Here is a 17,735-nt window from a genome sequence, read left to right on the forward strand (position 1 = left end):
GCCCTCCCCGGCCAACTCGGCGATCCAGCCGTCGAAAGCGGCGTGGGCTTCCGCCAGGTAGTCGAGCAGCGCGTCGGCTGCTTCCCCCTCCCGCTCAAGCCATTGGTTCATCAGGTTCTCAACGGTCCAGGCTGCCTCGCCCAAATGGGCGAGCCCAGCCATCCGACCGCTTCCCTTGAGGGTGTGGAAGCTTCGGCGCAGCGCCGTGAGCGCCTCCCGATCTTGCGGCCGCGCTCGGCAGGCAGCCAAGTTTTCGGCGATGGCCGTGAGGATCTCCTGTGCCTCTTCGAGGAAGACGTCCACGATCTCCCGGTCTCCGGCCGCCGCGCTGTCGGTCAAGTCGCTTTGGCTGCTGGGGTTATTTTGCGGGGCGGCCGAGGGGCTGGCGGTCGCCTCGGCTTCGGTCGGGACAGGCGCACAGCCGTGGGCGCTTCCTCGCTCAAGTTCGGCGGCGCTTTCGGCCGTGGCGGCGGGAGGCGCCGCAGCGGGTTGCAGAACCGCGGGGTTCGCGGCGGCCGAGGTCGATGGAACCGGCCGAGCGCGGAACCGGGCCAGGACCGCCTCCACCATCTTCAGCTCCTCGCTCCCCTCGCGGGGGAGGGCATGCACGTAGAATCCCAGGCTACTCAAGCCATCGGCGAGCAGCGTGACCTCGTCCTGGCTGGGTGTTTGACGGCGATCCGCCAGCATGGCCACGACCGCGGTGCAGTGCTCCAACAAACCCGCCGCCGACTCCAGGCCCAGCATGCGCAGTGCCCCGATCACATGGCGCAGGAACGGCTCCAGCGCGGCAAGCTGGGCCTCATTCCCGGTGCCGCGGAAATAGCCGTCCAACACTTGCTCCACGTGCTGGAGGTCCGCCTGCATCTCCCGTGCCACCTGGGCGATGGGCTCCACCTCGTCCTTGTGCTGCCCGAGCCCGGCCAAGGCCGCATCCGCGCCTTCGCTGGGGCGCCCAGACAGCGCGTTGAGCAAACGCCCGGTGATCGCTTCCACCTTGGCCTCGATCTGAGGCGTAAGGGAGGTGAAACGCTCCAAGGCGTGCTCGGCAGCGAGCAGGGCGGTGGCCATCTCCATGGCGATCAACGCCTGCCGCTCCCGGCTCTGGGCCTTGAGCACCGTGGAAACCCGCTTGATCAGTTCCGCCAGCTCCCGCAAGGGGTGGTTGCCCAGATCGGCGGCCAGGTCGCAGAAACGGCCAGCGAAGGTGCGGAAGTCAGCGAGGGAGGCCTGTGCGCCCGCACTGTAGCTCGCCCAGGCCGCCTTAGCCTCCGCGAGCGCCTCGTGAGCCTGTTGGAGCAGGGGCCCCACCCGCGCCGTGTCCAGTTCCAGCAATCCGGCGATGGTGGAAGGGGCGGCGTAGCGCTCCAGTTGGTACAAGCGCTGAATCTCCTTCAGCCGGGCGGTCGCCGGCTCGCAGCGGGCGAGGAAATACAGGATGTCCCGCAGCAGCGTCTCGGGCGCCGCCTCCTTGTTTGCGGCGAAGGCCGCCATTTGCCGGTCGATGCGGGCGCACAGCTTCTTCAGCTCATCGCTGGGAGGCAAGACCTCTCGCAGCAAGGCCTCCACCAGGCCGCCGGCAAGCCACCACAGGCGCCGATCGTGGGGCTGGGGCTGGACCCGCTCTATCTCCCGCAGCGCCTGGGCCATGATTTCCAGTCCTTCGACGGATCCCCGCAGCCATTGGAGCATTCCCCGCTGGTAGACGGCCCGTTGCAGCTTGACCGTGGCGATGAGGGCTGGCCCAGACGCGGCTTCTCCCCCCGGCAGGGGCGGGGGCAGCAGGCTCAGATCGGGGTAGAAGAGCTCCTTGTCCTCTACCCCACGGCCGCGGCAGCGGGCAAGCTCCCGCAGGGAGGGCAGCAGGCTCATGGGCTGATCCGGCTCCCCGCGGGCCACGTCGGCCAGATACTGGGTCATCGTCGACAGCGCCCGTTCCAAGAGGATCTGGATCGCACTGGTCGGGGGGACGCGCCGAGCACCCAGGTCTTCGAGCACGCCGTCCACCTCAGTCATGAAGCGGGCGAGCCCCTCCATACCAATCATGCTGAGCGCGCCGATCGCCTCCCGCAGGCTGCCCCGGGCGGTGGCTAGCTCCTCTGAGGCTTCCGGTGAAGGAAAATAGCGCCCCAGGGAGGTCCCCACTCGTTCCAGGGCGGCATCGATTTCCGGCTTCACCCAGGCGAGCGGGCCGGTTTGGAAGGAGAGGTTTGCGCTCATAATGGGTCGTCAGACCTTAAAGCCGGATACGGAGACCTTGAGCTTCTGGGCGAGCTCGTAGATCTGGCCCATGGATTCGGCCGTCCACTTGGTGCCCTTAGTGGTTTGTTGGGTGATGTGGAGGATTTCCCGCATGTTCTTGGCCACCCCCTGGGCGGCTTGCAATTGATCCTCGGTGGCGCGGGTAATCTGGGCCACCAGGTCTGCCAGGCGCTTGGACACCTCGTTGATTTCCTGAAGGGCCTGGCCGGCGGCGTCCGTGAGCTTCGCCCCTTCTACTACGCCCATGGTGCTCTTCTCCATAGCCACCACGGCGTCGTGGGTGTCGCTCTGAATCGTGCGCACGATGGCGCCGATCTGCTTGGTCGCCTCGGCAGAGCGCTCCGCGAGGCGCTGCACTTCCTCCGCCACTACCGTGAAGCCCCGGCCAGCCTCGCCGGCGGCGGCTGCTTGAATGGCGGCGTTGAGCGCAAGGACGTTGGTCTGCTCGGTGATGCCGGCGATCAACTGCACGATCTCGCCGATCTCTTGCGAGCTTTCTCCCAGGCGCTTGATGCGCTTGGAGGTTTCCTGAATCTGCTCGCGCAGCGCGTCCATGCTGGCGATGGACTCGTGCACCGCCTGGGCTCCCTTCTCCGAGGCGGCGAGCGATTGCTCGGCCACCTGGGCGCACTGCTGGGCGTTGGCCGATACCGAGTCCATGGAGGAGGCCATCTGCAACACCGAGTTGGTGGTGGCCTGGATCTCCTTGGCCTGTTTCTCGGCCACCTGCAGCAATTGGCTGGAGACTGCCCGTCCCTGGCGCGTGGATTCGGTGAGCTGGTTCGCCGCCTGGTTGATCTGATTGACTAGGCCGCGCAGCTCGTCGATGGCGTAGTTCACGGCGTCGGCGATGGCCCCAGTCATGTCTTCCGTCACCCGGGCGTGACGGGTCAGATCGCCCTCGGCGAGCTGCGACATGTCGTCCAGCAAGCGCAGAATCGCTTGCTCGTTGCGGCTGTTTGCCCGCTCGTTCTCCACGGCGCGCCGCCGGGCGTCGTCCAGGTGGACCTTTGCCAGCAAGCCGAGGAAAGTCAGGGTGAGCAGCGCGAACAACAGTCCGCTCCCGGTCGCCCCGTAGCCAGTGCCCTGTTGTTTGTAGGCCTCGGTGAGCTTCCCCAGAGAGCTGAGCAAGGCCTCGCTGCGGGCAGAGACCCTACGGTAGGCTTCCTTCGCCCCGGCGAGTTTGTCCATATTGTTGACCACGCTCGCGATATGGCCGTGGAACTCCTTGGTCAGCTCGTACAGGGGCTTGGCTGTTTTTTGCGACAAGGGGTCCTTCAGCGCCACAATGCCTAGCTCGGCGTTGCCTTCGGCCAGACCCTGGATGATTTCTTCGAACGCCTTGATGTTGCGCACGAGGTTGAGAGCGACCTGGGGCTGGGGATCGTCGGTGGAGATCTGGCTGTTGGCGTCCAGCAAATCGAAGTTGGTGACGTCGTAGTAGAGCTGCCGCGCCCTGACCACCGATCTGGGATCTTCGCCCCGCTCCATGGCAATCACCCCGAGTTGCTGGGAAAGGCTTTTCAGCTTGGCCCCTGCCTTGCGGATGAATTCCTCGCTTTCCTTGAGCGTGACCAGTCCCTGTTGCTGGGACAGGATGAGCTTGATGTCCTCGTGAATCGGATTCCAGCGGGCGGAGACTTCGGCGATCAACGGGATCGCTTCTGCGGATGCTGCGGGGACGGTTGTGCCGTGGACTTCGCCCCCCGCTTGCAGAACGGTCAAACCGCGGGAAAAGGTAGCGGTGCCGTGCCGCAAATGCCCGAAGGCATCGGGGTTACCGCGAGCGGCCTGCTCGGCGAGGATCGCCATGCGCTGAGACCACATCTGCATTTCGGTCGAAACCGCCGTCTGGGCGCGGTTGATGCGTCCTTCCCAGATGACGTAGCCGAAGGTAGCGACGGTGAGTGCCAGGGACAGAAGGACCAGGGTGCCCAGAACCAGCACCTGGCGCCGGAAGCTCAAGCCTCGGAGCAGCGGCAAGCCCTGGGGTAAATCGCTTGCCGGCCGGCTGATCAGCCTGTGAATCAGATCGGACCAGCCGCGCTTGTCCTCGCTGATCTTGGCTGCGGCTTGCTCGGCGGGTGCGGCCGGTTCAGCACCGCTGGATGGCAGGTGGATATTGAGATCTGATGCGACCGATGCCATGGACTGTCTCCCCAGTTAAAACGTCCTTCGTTATGGTTGAGCACCCCGCTGCTCATACTCGGAACGGCCCACATCCAGGAAACGGGAGTCGGCGACTAGGCGGCGAATATCGAGCGCTTTCCAATGGCTCCCATCCGAGTCGTGATACTCGGCCACGAGCCATGGGAGGGGCATTTCGAAGGGGACTCTTTGCGGTTGTGGGTTGCGTAGTCCCAGGGTGCGAGCGATCACGAAACCGGCGTTGACCCGGAACTTGGGGTGGATCAACACGAGCCGTGCCTCAGCGCCGAGGGCTGTTGCTCCGTGGCCGGCGAAAGCCGCTAGGTCGATGACGGTATACAGGGTGCCGCGCACGTTGACCACGCCGAGAAGCCACTCCCGCGTCAGGGGAATCGGGTAAAGGGGCGGCAGCGGAACGACCTCGCTCACGTCGGTGAGCTGCACCACCCAGCGTTCCCCGGCCACCATCATGCCCAGGTACGACGTCGCAGACCCGCTGGCTGCGGAGTCGCGGAGGCGAGCCAACAGTCGTTCCTGGTATTCCCTCAGGCTTGTAGGCTGGGTTCTCATTGGCGCCTGCGCGGGATGCGATGGCTTCAGCCAAGGGCTGAAATTTTCTGCAGGAGGTCAGCCTCCTGGACGGGTTTCACGATGTAGTCCCGTGCTCCCTGGCGCAGGCCCCAGATCTTGTCCGTCTCCTGTCCCTTGCTACTCACGATGATCACGGGAATGTGCCTGGTGTCGTCGTTGCGCGAGATGATGCGGGTCGCCTGAAATCCGTTTGTGCCAGGCATGACCACATCCATCAGGATCAGGTCGGGCTTGAGCTGGCCGGCCTTGGCGACCGCCTCTTCACCGCTTTCCGCCGTGTACACCTCGAAACCGTTCTTTTTGAGCACTTCCGACAGGGCCTGGCGGTCGGTCGCCGAATCCTCAACCACAAGAACTTTTTTGATCGCCATGGGATAACTCCTTCATTGCGTCGAGCTTGCGCGCATGAGCCTGGACCGCATTGACCAGGTCCTCGCGGGTGAATGGTTTGGTCAGGTATTCGTCGGAACCGACCATGCGGCCCCGGGCGCGGTCGAACACGCCGTCCTTACTGGAGAGCATGATGACGGGGGTGGACCGGAACCTGGGATTGCGCTTGATCAGGGCGCAGGCTTGGTAGCCGTCGAGCCGGGGCATCATGATGTCGATGAAGATGATGTCGGGATGATGCTCGGCGATTTTGCTGAGCGCAGAGAAACCGTCTTCCGCGACGATCACCCGGCACCCGGCCTGGCTGAGAAAGAGCTCGGCGCTGCGGCGGATGGTGTTGCTGTCGTCAATCACCATCACCTTGAGGCCATTCAGGCTGGCGGAGGGGCTCATGGAGCGGTCCTCGGGGAGGGTTCTGACCAGAACGTGGTTCCTGGGCGGGACGCGAGTGAGGCGGCCAAGGATGAACCGGTCTCGAGGGTGCGGAAGATGCTCGCAGGCGATTGCGCCCGGTCATCCATCCGGGCGAGATGCTTCCTCCAGATCCCTCTGCCCATACCTGATTCCCCCCATGCGAAGGTGCCGGGCTTCGCTCCCAGGCCTTGGGACCGATATTCATGGGGGGTCCTGGTTTGTTGTACGGATCGTATTCCACCCCCATGGGGAGAGAGCCCGCCCTTGCGGACCGTCTCCTCCCGAGCTGAAGCCGGAAAATGCGCTCAGATTGTGGCAAAGCTGTCTCTGGAAAAGCCAGTCGCGGCCGACGGATGGCGCGTTTTCGTGGACGAGCGGCATGGCCATGGGCACGGGGAAGCGACTGGCCAGCCCAGGGGATGCCTATGCGGCAGGCATGGTCTGACGGGAAAAAGAGGGCGGCTACTGGAGGGTTAAAAGAATTGAGCCCGGGGCACGCTAGCGCTTAGGCCGGGGGTGCGGCAGTTGCATGCCGCCGCTCCAGGCGGTTGACCAGCAGGCGCAAGAACGCCTTGTTGAACTGGGCCTGGCAAGCGTCCGACGACCGATTGAGAGCGGCGGCGGGGAGTTCTATCAGGGAGCACTCGGTGAGGGCAGTGATGGAGGTGGTTCGCGCCCGGGAGCTTTCCTCGAAGTAGAGCATGAGGCCGAAGCAGTCCCCGGGCGCGAGCTGTTCCAGGGGGATGCCGTTACGGGAGACCTGGGCCGTGCCTTCCACCAGGATGAAGCAGGATTCCCCCACCGTACCCTCCTGGACGATGACGCTGTCTTCGGGGACCCGGCGCCAGGCAGCCATCCCCAGCACCTCCCAGATCTGGGAGTCCTCGAACCGCTCGAAAAAAGGCAAGCGTCTGAGGGCACTGAACTTTTCCGTGTCCGCGGCGGGCTGTCCCGGCGCTTGGAGCTGGCCGAATACGGCGGCCAGGTCCCGGGCAAACTCGAGCCAGGTGGGGTAGCGTTCGTGGAGCTCCTTGCCCATCGCCCGCAGCACGATGCGGTCGAGAGCGGGGGGGAGACCCGGCCGGTGGGCGCTGGGAGGCAAGGGCACCCCATGCAAGATTTCCTCCATGAGCTTTTCGGTCTCCCGGGAATCGTAGGGCAGCCTTCCGGTCAAGAGCCGGTACATCACGACGCCCAGGGAATAGATGTCCGTCTGGTGGGTGAGCTCCTGTTCCCGGATCTGCTCGGGCGACATATAGGCGGGGGAGCCCACGCCGGTCAGCTGGGTGTGGTCGGCGATCTGGAGAAGCGCCGTCCCAAAGTCGGTGATCTTGATCTCCGTGCCCTGGGTGACCAGGATGTTGCCCGGCTTCACGTCCCGGTGGATGACTCCCTGGCGCATGGCGTAGTCCAGGGCTCGGCAGCACTTGAAGATGATTTCCACCACCCGGTCCAAGGGTAGGAGTCTCGCGGGATCGCAGAATTGCTGCAGCGTGCCTCCTGGGACGTATTCCATCACCAGATAGCCGAAGTCCTCCTCCATGGCGGCGTCGTAAATGGCAGCGATGTGGGGGTGCTTGAGGCGGCCTGCCAGGGTGGCCTCGCTCATGAAGGCCCGCATGAAGCGCTTGCTTTCCCGGGCGCCCTTCTGGAGCTGGGGGGAGATGACCTTGACCGCTACTTCCCTGTCGGTAAAGGGGTCTTGGGCCAAGTACACGCGGCAGGTGGAGCCGCGTCCCAGTTCACGAATGACTTTGTACTTGCCGACGTATTCGGGGAGGGGCGGGGAAGGATTGTCCGAAGAAGGCATGGCCTGAGCTGTCATGGACCGCCGCCGATCATAGCATGAGGCAGCGTGCGTCTCGAAGGGCAGATCCGCCTTTCAGCTGCCCTGCAGCGCCCCGCCGCAGCTCGATCCTTGCCCCGCGGTGCAGCCGAAGCAGTGGTCGGCCACCACGATGGGATTGCCCTGCAGGTCGCGGCTCAGGAGGTCCTTCAGATGGACGCGCCCGTGGCCATTCAGCTTGAGGCCCAGGCCCAGCATCTGGTTGAAGTCGCAGTCGTAGACGAAGCCTCGCCAATCCACGCTCAGGAGAGAGCGGCACATGACGTGTTCCAGGTTGGCGTCGCGGTGGGCGCGGCGTAGCAGCGCCATGTACTGGGCGAACTGCCCCTTGGACACCAATAGGGAGCCGAAGCGCTGGATCGGCATGTTGGCGAGGACGAACAGGCGGTTGAACCGGATGCCGAAGCGCTCTCCCAGATGCTCCCGATAGGCCCGTTCCAGCGCTTCCTGCAGGGGTGGAAGCTGGGGGCCCTGCGGGTTATAGACCAGGTTGAGGACGAGGGGTGAGCCGGGCATGCCGTAGCCCAAGGCGTTCAAGCGCTGCAAAACCCGGATGCTGGCCTCGAACACCCCTTTGCCCCGCTGACGGTCCACGTTTTCCTCCAAGTAGCAGGGTAGAGAGGCAATCACCTCGACCCGGTGCTCGGCAAGAAACTCAGCCAGATCCTCCTGCCCGGGCTGCTCCAGCACGGTCAGGTTGCACCGGTCCGCCACCTCCACCCCCAGGATCCGGGCCTCCCGCACCAGGCGCCGGAACTGGGGATTGAGCTCCGGAGCCCCACCGGTCAAGTCCAGGCGGGCTACGCGGGAGGCAGCCAGAAAGGCAAGCACCTGATCCGCCGTCTCTGCGTCCATCATCTCGCTCCGGGTGGGGCCGGCATTAACGTGACAGTGGATGCAGGCCTGATTGCACTTGTACCCCAGGTTGACCTGGAGCACTTCCAGCTTTCGGCGCTGGATGCCAGGAAAGCTCGAGGGTTGAAGCAAAGCGAGGGTGGCGTGCATGGCGTCTTCGTGATCTTGGGGGCGTTATTGTAAGCGCATCAAGCGAGCCGCCAGTGATGATAGCGGCCCATCCATTTGAGGAGCTTGCGAGGGGCGTGGGCGCTCTTCCATGCCCCCGCCGCGTACTTGTTGGCCTCGGCAAGCGTCGGGTAGATGTGGATCGTGCCCAGGATTTTGTTAAGCCCGATGCCGTGCTTCATGGCGAGCACATATTCGGCGATCAAGTCGCCCGCGTGCTCTGCCACCAGGGTGACCCCGAGGATCTTGTCCTTGCCTGGCACCGTCAGCACCTTGACCAGCCCGTGGGCGGCTTCGTCGGCAATGGCACGGTCCAGCTCGTCCAACCTGTAGGTGGTCACCTCGTAAGCGATGCCCCGTTCCTTGGCCTGCTGCTCGTTGAGTCCCACCCGGGCGACTTCCGGATCGGTGAAGGTAGCCCAGGGGATCACGGAGTAATCGGCGCGAAACTTGCGGAGCTGCCCGAACAGGGCATTCACCGTCGCGTACCAGGCCTGGTGGGCGGCGGCGTGGGTGAACTGGAACGGCCCGGCCACGTCGCCGCACACATAGATGTTGGGGTAGATCGTTTGCAGGAACTCGTTGGCCTCGATGGCGTGGCTTTCGTTGACCGGGATGCCCAGCTCCTCGAGCCCGTAGCCCGTGGTGTTGGGAAGGCGCCCCACCGCCACCAGCAGATCGTCGAAGGGCAGGCGCACCTCGACTCCGGCTTGCTCCGCGATGAGGATTTTTTCGCCGTTTTCCGTCAGAAAACGCCGGGCCCTGTGCCCGACGCGCACGTCGATGCCTTCCGCGCGAAAACGCGCTAGCACCATTGCGGAGATTTCCGGATCTTCCCGGCTCAGGAGCCGGGGCAGCATTTCCACCTGCGTCACCCGGGAGCCAAGCCGGGCAAAAGCCTGGGCGAGCTCGCAGCCCAGGGGCCCGCCCCCTAGCACCAGCAGCCGACGCGGCAGCCGCCGCAGGGCCCACACCGTGTCCGAAGTGAGATAGCCCGTGGCCTCGATCCCCGGGATCGGGGGGACCAGGGGGCGGGCGCCGGCGGCGATCACGATGCTGCGGGTGGTGAGGGTGCGCCCGTTCACCTCCACCGTGAAGGGGGAAGTGATTCGGGCTTCGCCTTGAATCACTTCGACGCCCAGACGGGTGTAGCGTTCCACCGAATCGTGGGGGGCAACCGTACGGATCACCCGCTGCACCCGCTCCATCACCTCGGCGAAATCGAAATCCACCCGAACGGAACGCAGCCCGAATTCTGCGGCGCGCTTTGCCTGGGCGAGGAGCTTGGCGCTGCGCAGCAGCGCCTTGGACGGCACGCAGCCGGTGTTGAGGCAATCGCCCCCCATGCGGTCTTTCTCGACAAGGGTCACCTTGGCGCGGAGCGTGGCGGCAATGTAGGCGGCCACCAGCCCCGCGGAGCCGGCCCCGATCACCACCAGGTTGCGATCGAACCTCGCGGGCCGGGGCCAGCGGGCGTAGACCCGCCGGGCGCGTACCCGCTCCACAAGTTTCTTCGCAAGCAGGGGGAAAATCCCCAGCAGGGCAAAGGAGGCGAGCAGGGCGGGAGAGAGGATGCCCGACAGACTCTCCAGGCGGACGAGCTGGGTGCCGGCATTCACGTACACGATCGTTGCCGGGAACATGCCCACCTGGCTCACCCAATAGAAGGTCCAGGTCCTCATGGGGGTCAGCCCCATCGCCAGGTTGATCACGAAGAACGGAAACACCGGCACCAGCCGCAAGGCGAAGAGGTAGAATGCACCCTCCCGCTGGATTCCCGCATTGATCGCTCGCAGCTTCTCCCGGAAACGGCTCTGGATGGCCTCGCGCAAGAGGAGGCGGCTGGCGAGGAAGGCGAGCGTAGCTCCGATGCTGGAGGCGAAGGATACGATCACGCTGCCCCATACCAGCCCGAAAATGGCCCCGGCCACCACGCTCATGAGGGCCGCACCGGGAAGGGACAGACCCGCGAGCGCCACGTAGAGCGCAAAAAACCCCAGGGCGCTCGCGAAGGGGTGGGCGTGGTGGAAGGCCACGAGGGCCGCTTGCTGGGTCTGGAAATGCTCTAGCGCGAGATAACGATCCAGGTCGAAGGCGAAAAAGCTCGCGACCAGGACCGCGAGGGCGAGCAGCGCGATCAAACGCACCTTGGTCATGGCGGTTTCCTCGAAGGGGGTCGCCCCGGGCCGAACCTCCCGGCGGTATCAAGCCCTGCCGGCGGGGTCCCTGCATGCGCTAGGATTCCTCCATGCCCTCGCGGCTGGTGCGACGGGGCCCGGGATGGGCGCCGAGCAGGGGTTGGAGGGCCGGCCACACGTTGTCCAGCATGAGCGTTTGAGCGGAGGCGCTGGGATGAATCCCATCGGCCTGGAAGAACTCGAGCCGCTCCCCGAAACCCTCCAGCAGGAAGGGCACCAGGGACACCCCGTAGCGCCGGGCGAGCTCGGGGAAGAGGGCCTGGAACTTTTCGATGTAGGGCCTGCCGTAGTTGGGTGGCAAGCGTATGCCGGCGAGGAGGACACGTGATCCCCGGGCCTGCGCCGCTTCGATGATGGCCGCCAGGTTGGCCCGGGTCGTTTCTGGGGCGAGCCCGCGCAGGCCATCGTTTCCACCCAGCGCCACGATGAGGACGTCGGGGCGGTGACGCTCCAGGAGTCCCGTGACGCGGTTGCGACCGCCCAAGGTGGTCTCTCCGCTCACGCTGGCGTTGACCACCTGGTGGGGATAACCCTGGGCGCGCAGCCGCGCTTCGAGCAGCGCGACCCAGCCGCTTCCCGCGGGAAGACCGTAGCCCGAGGAAAGACTATCGCCGAGCACGACGATGACCGGTGCGGCGAGCGCGGCGGGGGAGGCCGCCAGCCAGACCAGCAAGATCAGTTTCTTCAACATGAATCAGAACGACAAGGCAGTGCTGCGTGCCTGCGGCTTAGGCAAGCGGGTAAAGGTGGGTGGTCGCACGCTCGCCATTTTGCGCGATGTGAGCTTTACGGTCGAGCCGGGGGAGGCTGTCGCGGTGGTAGGCGCATCGGGCTCCGGAAAGACCACGCTACTGGGACTGTTGGCGGGGTTGGACGTTCCCACCGAGGGCCGGGTGTACCTGGACGGGCTTGATCTGTTTTCTCTGGACGAAGATGCGCGGGCTCGGCTGCGGCGCGACGCCATCGGCTTTGTATTCCAGTCGTTCCAGCTCCTGCCCGCCATGACGGCGCTGGAGAACGTCATGCTGCCCCTGGAGCTGGCGGGAAGGCGGCAAGCGCGCCGGGCGGCGTTGGCGCTGCTCGAACGGGTGGGGCTGGGGGAGCGCCTCCACCACTACCCGCGGCAGCTTTCGGGAGGCGAGCAGCAGCGGGTGGCCTTGGCCCGCGCCTTCGCCATCGCGCCTCGACTGCTCCTTGCCGACGAGCCGACGGGCAATCTGGATCCGACGACTGGCGAGGAGATCATCGCCCTCATGTTCGATCTGAACCGGGAGCGGGGTACCACCCTGGTCCTGGTCACCCATGATCCTGCGGTTTCGCAGCGCTGCCATCGCCAGTTGCGCCTCCACGCGGGGCGGCTCCTGAACGGAGAGGGCCGCCCATGACGCTCGGGCAAGAGCTCGTCCTCGCCTTCCGCTTCCTGGTGCGCGACCTGCGGGCAGGAGAATTGCAGGTGCTGGCGCTCGCCCTGGCGATTGGGGTGGCTGCCGTGACCACGGTGGGGTTTTTCAACGACCGCGTTCGCGCTGCCCTGGTAACCCAGGCCAACCGCCTGTTGGGGGCCGACCTGGTGGTGACTGGCGACCGGCCCCTTCCCGAACGCTTCCGGCAAGAAGCCCAGGCCTTGGGGCTCGCCACCGTAGCGCTCATCAAGTTTCCCAGCATGGCCTTTGCGGGCGAGGGCAGCCTCCTCGTGGATGTGCGGGCCGTGGAGCGGGGTTATCCCTTGCGGGGGGAGCTACGGGTGGCGGACGCGGTGGGCAAACCTCCGGCGTCGCGCAGCGCGCCGACACCCGGGAGCGTGTGGGTGGATCCGCGGGTGCTCTCCCGCCTGGGCGTTGCGGTGGGGGACCGGCTCGGGCTCGGGGAACGCTCTTTCACCATCGGAGGCGTGATCGATCAGGAGCCCGAGAGCGTCGCAGGTTTCTTCAACCTGGGGGCCCGGGTGATCCTCAATCTGGAAGACCTACCGAGCACGGGGCTCATCCAGCCAGGTAGTCGCATTCGCTATTCCTTGTTGGTGGCGGGCGCTCCGTCCGCGGTGGAGGGGTTTCATCGTTTCGCTACCCGTCTGCTCGGGCCCGGCCAGAAGGTGGACAGCATCCGGGATGCTCGGCCCGAGATCCGATCGGGGCTGGAGCGGGCGGAGCGCTTCCTCGCCTTATCCTCCCTGGCCGCCGTGCTCTTGGCGGCGGTGGCGGTCGCCCTCGCCGCCCGCCACTATCTGCAGCGGCATTTTGACGCCTGCGCCATGATGCGCTGCCTGGGAGCAAGCCAGGGGTCCATCCTGAGGGTCTACGGCGGAGAATTCCTGCTTCTGGGAGCGACTGCGGGAGCGGCGGGAGCGCTCCTCGGCTGGACGGGCCAGGGTGCGCTTCTCATGCTGCTCGCTCCCGTGATTGGAGCCGAGCTGCCGCCCGCGGGGCTGGCACCGCTTTTCGAAGGCTACGCCGCCGGTTTCGTGCTGCTCCTCGGCTTCGCCATGCCGCCCCTTGCGGCGCTCGCCCGAGTGCCGACGCTGCGGGTGCTACGTCGAGAGTTGGGGATGCCCGGGCGTGCCGGGGTTCTGGGTTATGCCCTTGGCATCGCAGCGATGGCTTCCCTCATCCTCTGGCAAGCGGGGGACTGGCAGCTGGGACGCATCGTGCTCCTGGGCACGGCCACCGGGCTCCTCGCGGCCGGCGCCCTGTCCTGGCTCCTGGTTCGGGGCCTTGGCGCCCTGAGCGGAAGCGGCACAGGCGCCTGGCGGATGGGACTTGCCAATCTCCGGCGGCGGCCGGCTTCCACGGCCCTCCAGGCCGCTGCAATGGCGTTGGGGTTGATGGCCATGCTGCTGCTCACCTTGGTGCGGGACGATCTCCTCCAGAGCTGGCGATCCAGCTTGCCCCCGGATGCGCCGAACCGATTTCTGGTGAACATCCAGCCAGACCAGCGGCAAGCTTTGGCGCGTTTTTTTGAAGAACGAGGCCTCCCGCCGCCCAAGACCTATCCCATGGTGCGGGCGCGACTCGTGGCGATCAACGGCCGGCCGGTCTCCTCGGCCGATTACGCCGACGAGCGGGCCAAGCGCCTCATCGACCGGGAATTCAACCTGTCCTGGGCGCAGACGCCCCAGACGGATAACCGCATCGTGGCGGGTCGCTGGTGGACTCCCGCAGACCGAGGGCGCGCGGCTTTTTCCGTCGAGCAAGGGATTGCCCGGACCCTGGGCATCCGGTTGGGGGATACGCTCACTTACGACATCGCCGGGGCTACCTTGAGCGGCCCCGTCACGAGCTTGCGCAGCGTGGAGTGGGATTCCTTCCGGGTCAATTTCTTCGTGGTGACGCCGCCGGGCGTCCTGGACGGTTACCCGACGAGCGACGTGGCGAGCTTTCATCTACCCCAAGGCCGCAGCGAAGTGATGGATGCCCTGGTCAAGCGCTTGCCCAACTTGCTGGTCATCGACGTGGCAGCGGTCCTCGCCCAGGTGCAGGCCCTCATGGATCAGGTGATTCGGGCCGTCGAGTTCGTTTTTCTCTTTACCCTGGCCGCAGGCGTGCTGGTGCTCTACGCCGCCCTCGAGGCGACGCGGGACGAGCGGCTCGCGGAGGCAGCCCTCCTGCGCACCCTCGGCGCCCAGTCAGCCCAGTTGCGGGCGATCCACTTGGTGGAGTTCGCGCTGATCGGCCTGGTGGCGGGCTCGGTGGCGGCGGCAGGCGCCACTGCCGTGGGTTGGGCCGTATCCACTCGAGTGCTAAACATCCCTTTTCAGGTGAACGAAGTCCTTTGGATCATGGGCATCTTGGCGGGCACTGTGGGCGTGGCGCTGGCCGGATGGCTAGGGACGCGCCGGGTTGCCACGCAGCCACCCCTCCAGGTTTTGAACGCCACGGCTTAAGTGGGCTTTTCGGGCGCTTGGACGGGAAAAGGCGCAGCGGGTAAACTCTCGTGCCGGTCTGGCGACGGCCCCGCGGAAGGGTGGCAGAGGGGTTGAATGCACTGGTCTTGAAAACCAGCGATGGGCAACCATCCGTGGGTTCGAATCCCACCCCTTCCGCCATGACACACTCTTATACAGCTTACGAACGTCCAGCAACGAAACGCAAGCGGTTGTTTTCGTGCAATTCATGGTTTAGGATCGTCAAAACGCGTCCAACGCAATCTGTGTCGACTGGGGGGATAAAAGGGGGGATAGATCGTGCGTCCGCGGCTTGGATCGCGCCGCTGCCTGGCGGTGGCGGAGCCTGCGGCGAGCGCCCGGCGCCTGCCCGGCCGTCTCACCGTCCGGCGCGTGGAAACCGCCCCGCCCGGCAAGCACGAGGACGGCGATGGCCTGCGCCTCGTGGTGTCGCGCTCGGGGGCGAGGCGCTGGGTGTTCCGCTACCGCTTCGGCGGCCGGCGCCGGGAGATGGGGCTGGGAAGCTATCCCGTGGTCGGGCTGGCCGAGGCGCGGCAGGCGGCCGCCGCCATGCGCGGACTGCTCGCCTCGGGTGTTGACCCCCTGGAGCGCTGCCACGAGAGAGAGCGCTCCGCGGCCCCGCCCGGCTTCACGGCGGCGGCGGCGCGCTACATTCGCGAGCACCGCCGCGTCTGGAAGAACCGCAAGCACGCCCGGCAGTGGGTCTCGACCCTCAAGACCTATGCCCGCCCTGTGATGGGCCGGGTGCGGATCGATCAGATCGCGACGCCGCACGTGCTGGACGTTCTGCGCCCGATCTGGCGCGAGAAGCCCGAGACCGCCAAGCGCGTGCAGAGCCGGATCGAGAGCATCCTCGACTACGCCGCCGCCCACGGCTGGCGCGATGCGGCCAATCCCGCCCGCTGGCGGGGGCATCTCGACAAGCTGCTGCCGAAGCCGTCGAAGGTCAAGCGGGTGCGCCACCATCCCGCCATGCCCTTTGCCGAGGCGCCCGCCTTCATGGCCGAGCTGCGCACCCTCCCGGGACTGGCCGCGCGGGCGCTGGAGCTGGTGATCCTGAGCGCAGTGCGCACGGGCGAGGCGCTTGCGGCCCGCTGGGAGGAGATCGACCTCGAGGGGCGCGTCTGGACGATCCCGGCCGAGCGGATGAAGGCCAAGCGCGAGCACCGCGTCCCCCTTTCGGATCAGGCCGCGGCCCTGCTCAAACGCTTGCCCAGCCTCGGAGGCTCCCCCTACGTTTTCCCCGGCTCGAGGCGCGGACGCCCGCTCTCCAACATGGCGCTCCTCAAGAGGATGCGCGACATGGGCTTCGGGCCGGGCGGCGCGCGCGGCCCCTACGTTCCGCATGGCTTTCGCAGCAGCTTCCGCGACTGGGCGGCCGAGACCACGCCCTTCGCCCGCGAAGTGGTCGAAATGGCCCTCGCCCACGCCATCGCCGACAAGACCGAAGCCGCCTACCGGCGCGGCGACCTGTTCGCCAAGCGCCGCAGCCTGATGCAGGCGTGGGCGGATTACCTGCTCGGCGCCCGCCCGGGCGCAACCCGCCGGAAAGCTCGCCGGATCGAGCGTCTTTCGCGCGCCCGGCGTGGCTTGCGTTGTGCTTAGATGGACGAAGCGCAACGCAGATGACGGAGGTGTCCGATGGCTGAGAGAGACGACATGATCCTGCGCCCCAACGACGCGGCGGCGTTCCTCGGGATCTCCCGCGCGACCCTGTATGCGTGGGAGAAGAGGCTTCCGGGTTTCCCCCGGCGCCTTTCCCTGGGGCCCCGGGTCGCCGGGTGGCGTCTGGGCGATCTGTCGGCCTGGGTGCGGGAAAGGAAGGCGGCGGCGGATACCCGGCTATCTTGAAATCCCCGGCCGGCGCATTCCGCCGGAACGGGCCGGGACGCCCTTGACCAAGGGCGCAGGGAGCGAGGCGGCGAGGAGCCTGCCGTAGCCGCGCTCCACGAGCCTGCGGTCGAGGATGCGGATCTCCCCCCAGTCGTCCTCGCGCCGCATGAGGCGCCCCGCCGCCTGGGCCATGCGGCGGCCGGCGATCGGAAGATGCAGCCGCGCGAAAGGGTTCAAGCCCTGCTTCTCGAGGCTCTCGGCCGCCGCGGCCACCAGGGGCTCGTCAGGCGCCGGAAAGGGGATCTTCGCGAGGATGACCAGGGTGAGATAGCGCCCGGGCAGGTCCACCCCCTCGAAGAAGGAGGCGAGCCCCAGGATCGCCGAGGGCTCGCCCGCGTCGATCCGCTCGCGGTGCCGGCGCATGAGCTCCGCCGCGCCCGCCTCGCCCTGGGCGAGGACGGCGGGAGCGAGGGCCGGATCAATCAGGGCGCGCACGCGCTCAAGCTGCCGCCCGGAGCAGAACAGGGCGAGCACCCCGCCGCGGTTCTCCCTCAGCGCCGCCTCGACGGCTTGCGCCGCCGCCCGCGTGTGGGGCTCCTCGAGCCCCGGATCGGGCGCGTCCTCGGGCACGACGATCCGGGCCCGGGACCAGTCGAAGGGGCTCGGCAGCCTGGCGCACTCGACGTCATCGCGCCCCGCGAGGCCCAGCTCGGCCAGGGTGTGGCCAAAGCTCCCGCAGGAGGAGAGGGTGGCCGAGGTGACGAGCGCCCCGCGGGCGCGCTTCCAGAGCAGCTCCTCCAGCAGGCCCGAGGCGCAGAAGGGCGAGACGTGGACGCGCCAATGGCGGCCCTCGCGCTCGATCCACTTGGCGATGTCCTCGCCATCGAAGAACGACCGCCAGGCTTCCAGCTCCCGCTCGACCGCCTGGGCGGCCGCGCCGAGGAAGACGATCCGCTCGGGCGCGGCGAAGAGCGCATCCTCCTTCTCCCGCGCCGCGGAAAGCGCCTCCGAGAGAGCCTCCGCGAGCCGCGAAAGGGGCGCGAGCAGCGCGCCCGAGAGCGAGGCGATCTGCCGGGGCAGGCGCCCGAAGGGGAAGCGCAGCATCCCGCCGGGGGCGGCCTCCTCGAAG

Annotated in this window: 14 protein-coding genes and 1 tRNA gene; 5 read left to right on the plus strand and 10 right to left on the minus strand. The window is 66.7% G+C overall.

Translation table 11 applies throughout. The features are described from left to right. The 9 genes from V7Q81_RS08505 to V7Q81_RS08545 all read right to left on the minus strand — a co-directional run. A partial coding sequence (locus V7Q81_RS08505) for an Hpt domain-containing protein (RefSeq protein WP_333842040.1) occupies positions 1-2,220 on the minus strand: 2,220 nt, incomplete at its 3' end. A 9-nt stretch (positions 2,221-2,229) separates the two neighbouring features. Beyond that, positions 2,230-4,410: a methyl-accepting chemotaxis protein gene (locus tag V7Q81_RS08510; RefSeq protein WP_333842042.1), complete on the minus strand. Its 2,181-nt coding sequence runs from the start codon at positions 4,408-4,410 to the stop codon at positions 2,230-2,232. A 30-nt stretch (positions 4,411-4,440) separates the two neighbouring features. After that, positions 4,441-4,980 carry a chemotaxis protein CheW gene (locus V7Q81_RS08515; protein ID WP_333842044.1) on the minus strand — a complete coding sequence of 180 codons (540 nt, stop codon included), beginning with the start codon at positions 4,978-4,980 and terminating at the stop codon, positions 4,441-4,443. A 26-nt stretch (positions 4,981-5,006) separates the two neighbouring features. Continuing rightward, entirely contained in the window at positions 5,007-5,372 is a 366-nt protein-coding gene (locus tag V7Q81_RS08520) for a response regulator (protein WP_333842047.1), read from the minus strand. After that, a complete protein-coding gene (locus tag V7Q81_RS08525) occupies positions 5,344-5,784 on the minus strand; it encodes a response regulator (RefSeq protein ID WP_333842049.1) in 441 nt (146 codons plus the stop codon). Before V7Q81_RS08525 ends, V7Q81_RS08520 begins: the two co-directional genes overlap by 29 nt. Positions 5,785-6,310: 526 nt before the next feature. Beyond that, positions 6,311-7,630 (minus strand): serine/threonine-protein kinase, encoded by a 1,320-nt coding sequence (locus V7Q81_RS08530; protein ID WP_333842052.1) that lies wholly within the window; start codon positions 7,628-7,630, stop codon positions 6,311-6,313. A gap of 57 nt (positions 7,631-7,687) precedes the next feature. Then, on the minus strand, positions 7,688-8,656 hold the full coding sequence (gene arsS / locus V7Q81_RS08535) for an arsenosugar biosynthesis radical SAM (seleno)protein ArsS (RefSeq protein ID WP_333842054.1): 969 nt from the start codon (positions 8,654-8,656) through the stop codon (positions 7,688-7,690). 38 nt (positions 8,657-8,694) lie between these two features. Beyond that, positions 8,695-10,830 (minus strand): FAD-dependent oxidoreductase, encoded by a 2,136-nt coding sequence (locus tag V7Q81_RS08540; RefSeq protein WP_333842057.1) that lies wholly within the window; start codon positions 10,828-10,830, stop codon positions 8,695-8,697. Positions 10,831-10,909: 79 nt separating this feature from the next. Continuing rightward, positions 10,910-11,563 carry an arylesterase gene (locus V7Q81_RS08545; protein WP_333842059.1) on the minus strand — a complete coding sequence of 218 codons (654 nt, stop codon included), beginning with the start codon at positions 11,561-11,563 and terminating at the stop codon, positions 10,910-10,912. Between V7Q81_RS08545 and V7Q81_RS08550 the strand changes: the two genes are divergently transcribed. The 5 genes from V7Q81_RS08550 (at position 11,562) to V7Q81_RS08570 (ending at position 16,624) form a co-directional block, all read left to right on the plus strand. Beyond that, positions 11,562-12,257 (plus strand): ABC transporter ATP-binding protein, encoded by a 696-nt coding sequence (locus tag V7Q81_RS08550; protein WP_333842061.1) that lies wholly within the window; start codon positions 11,562-11,564, stop codon positions 12,255-12,257. The two genes, V7Q81_RS08545 and V7Q81_RS08550, sit on opposite strands and share 2 nt — an antisense overlap. Then, on the plus strand, positions 12,254-14,752 hold the full coding sequence (locus V7Q81_RS08555; protein ID WP_333842064.1) for an ABC transporter permease: 2,499 nt from the start codon (positions 12,254-12,256) through the stop codon (positions 14,750-14,752). The genes V7Q81_RS08550 and V7Q81_RS08555 overlap by 4 nt, the downstream gene beginning before the upstream one ends. A gap of 74 nt (positions 14,753-14,826) precedes the next feature. Continuing rightward, positions 14,827-14,914, plus strand: a tRNA-Ser gene (locus V7Q81_RS08560). 204 nt (positions 14,915-15,118) lie between these two features. Continuing rightward, the gene (locus V7Q81_RS08565) at positions 15,119-16,378 is read left to right on the plus strand and encodes a tyrosine-type recombinase/integrase (RefSeq protein ID WP_442954795.1); all 1,260 of its coding nucleotides are present in this window, start codon (positions 15,119-15,121) and stop codon (positions 16,376-16,378) included. A gap of 36 nt (positions 16,379-16,414) precedes the next feature. After that, complete coding sequence (locus V7Q81_RS08570; protein WP_333842072.1) at positions 16,415-16,624, plus strand: helix-turn-helix transcriptional regulator; 210 nt, start codon at positions 16,415-16,417, stop codon at positions 16,622-16,624. On the opposite strand, the gene V7Q81_RS08575 is transcribed toward V7Q81_RS08570, so the two are convergent. Continuing rightward, positions 16,616-17,735, minus strand: a 1,120-nt coding sequence (locus V7Q81_RS08575; RefSeq protein WP_333842076.1) for a helicase C-terminal domain-containing protein, incomplete at its 5' end; no start/stop codon positions are given. The genes V7Q81_RS08570 and V7Q81_RS08575 overlap by 9 nt on opposite strands.

It is taken from the genome of Pelomicrobium sp., from assembly GCF_036803785.1.
GTDB lineage: Bacteria > Pseudomonadota > Gammaproteobacteria > Burkholderiales > UBA6910 > Pelomicrobium.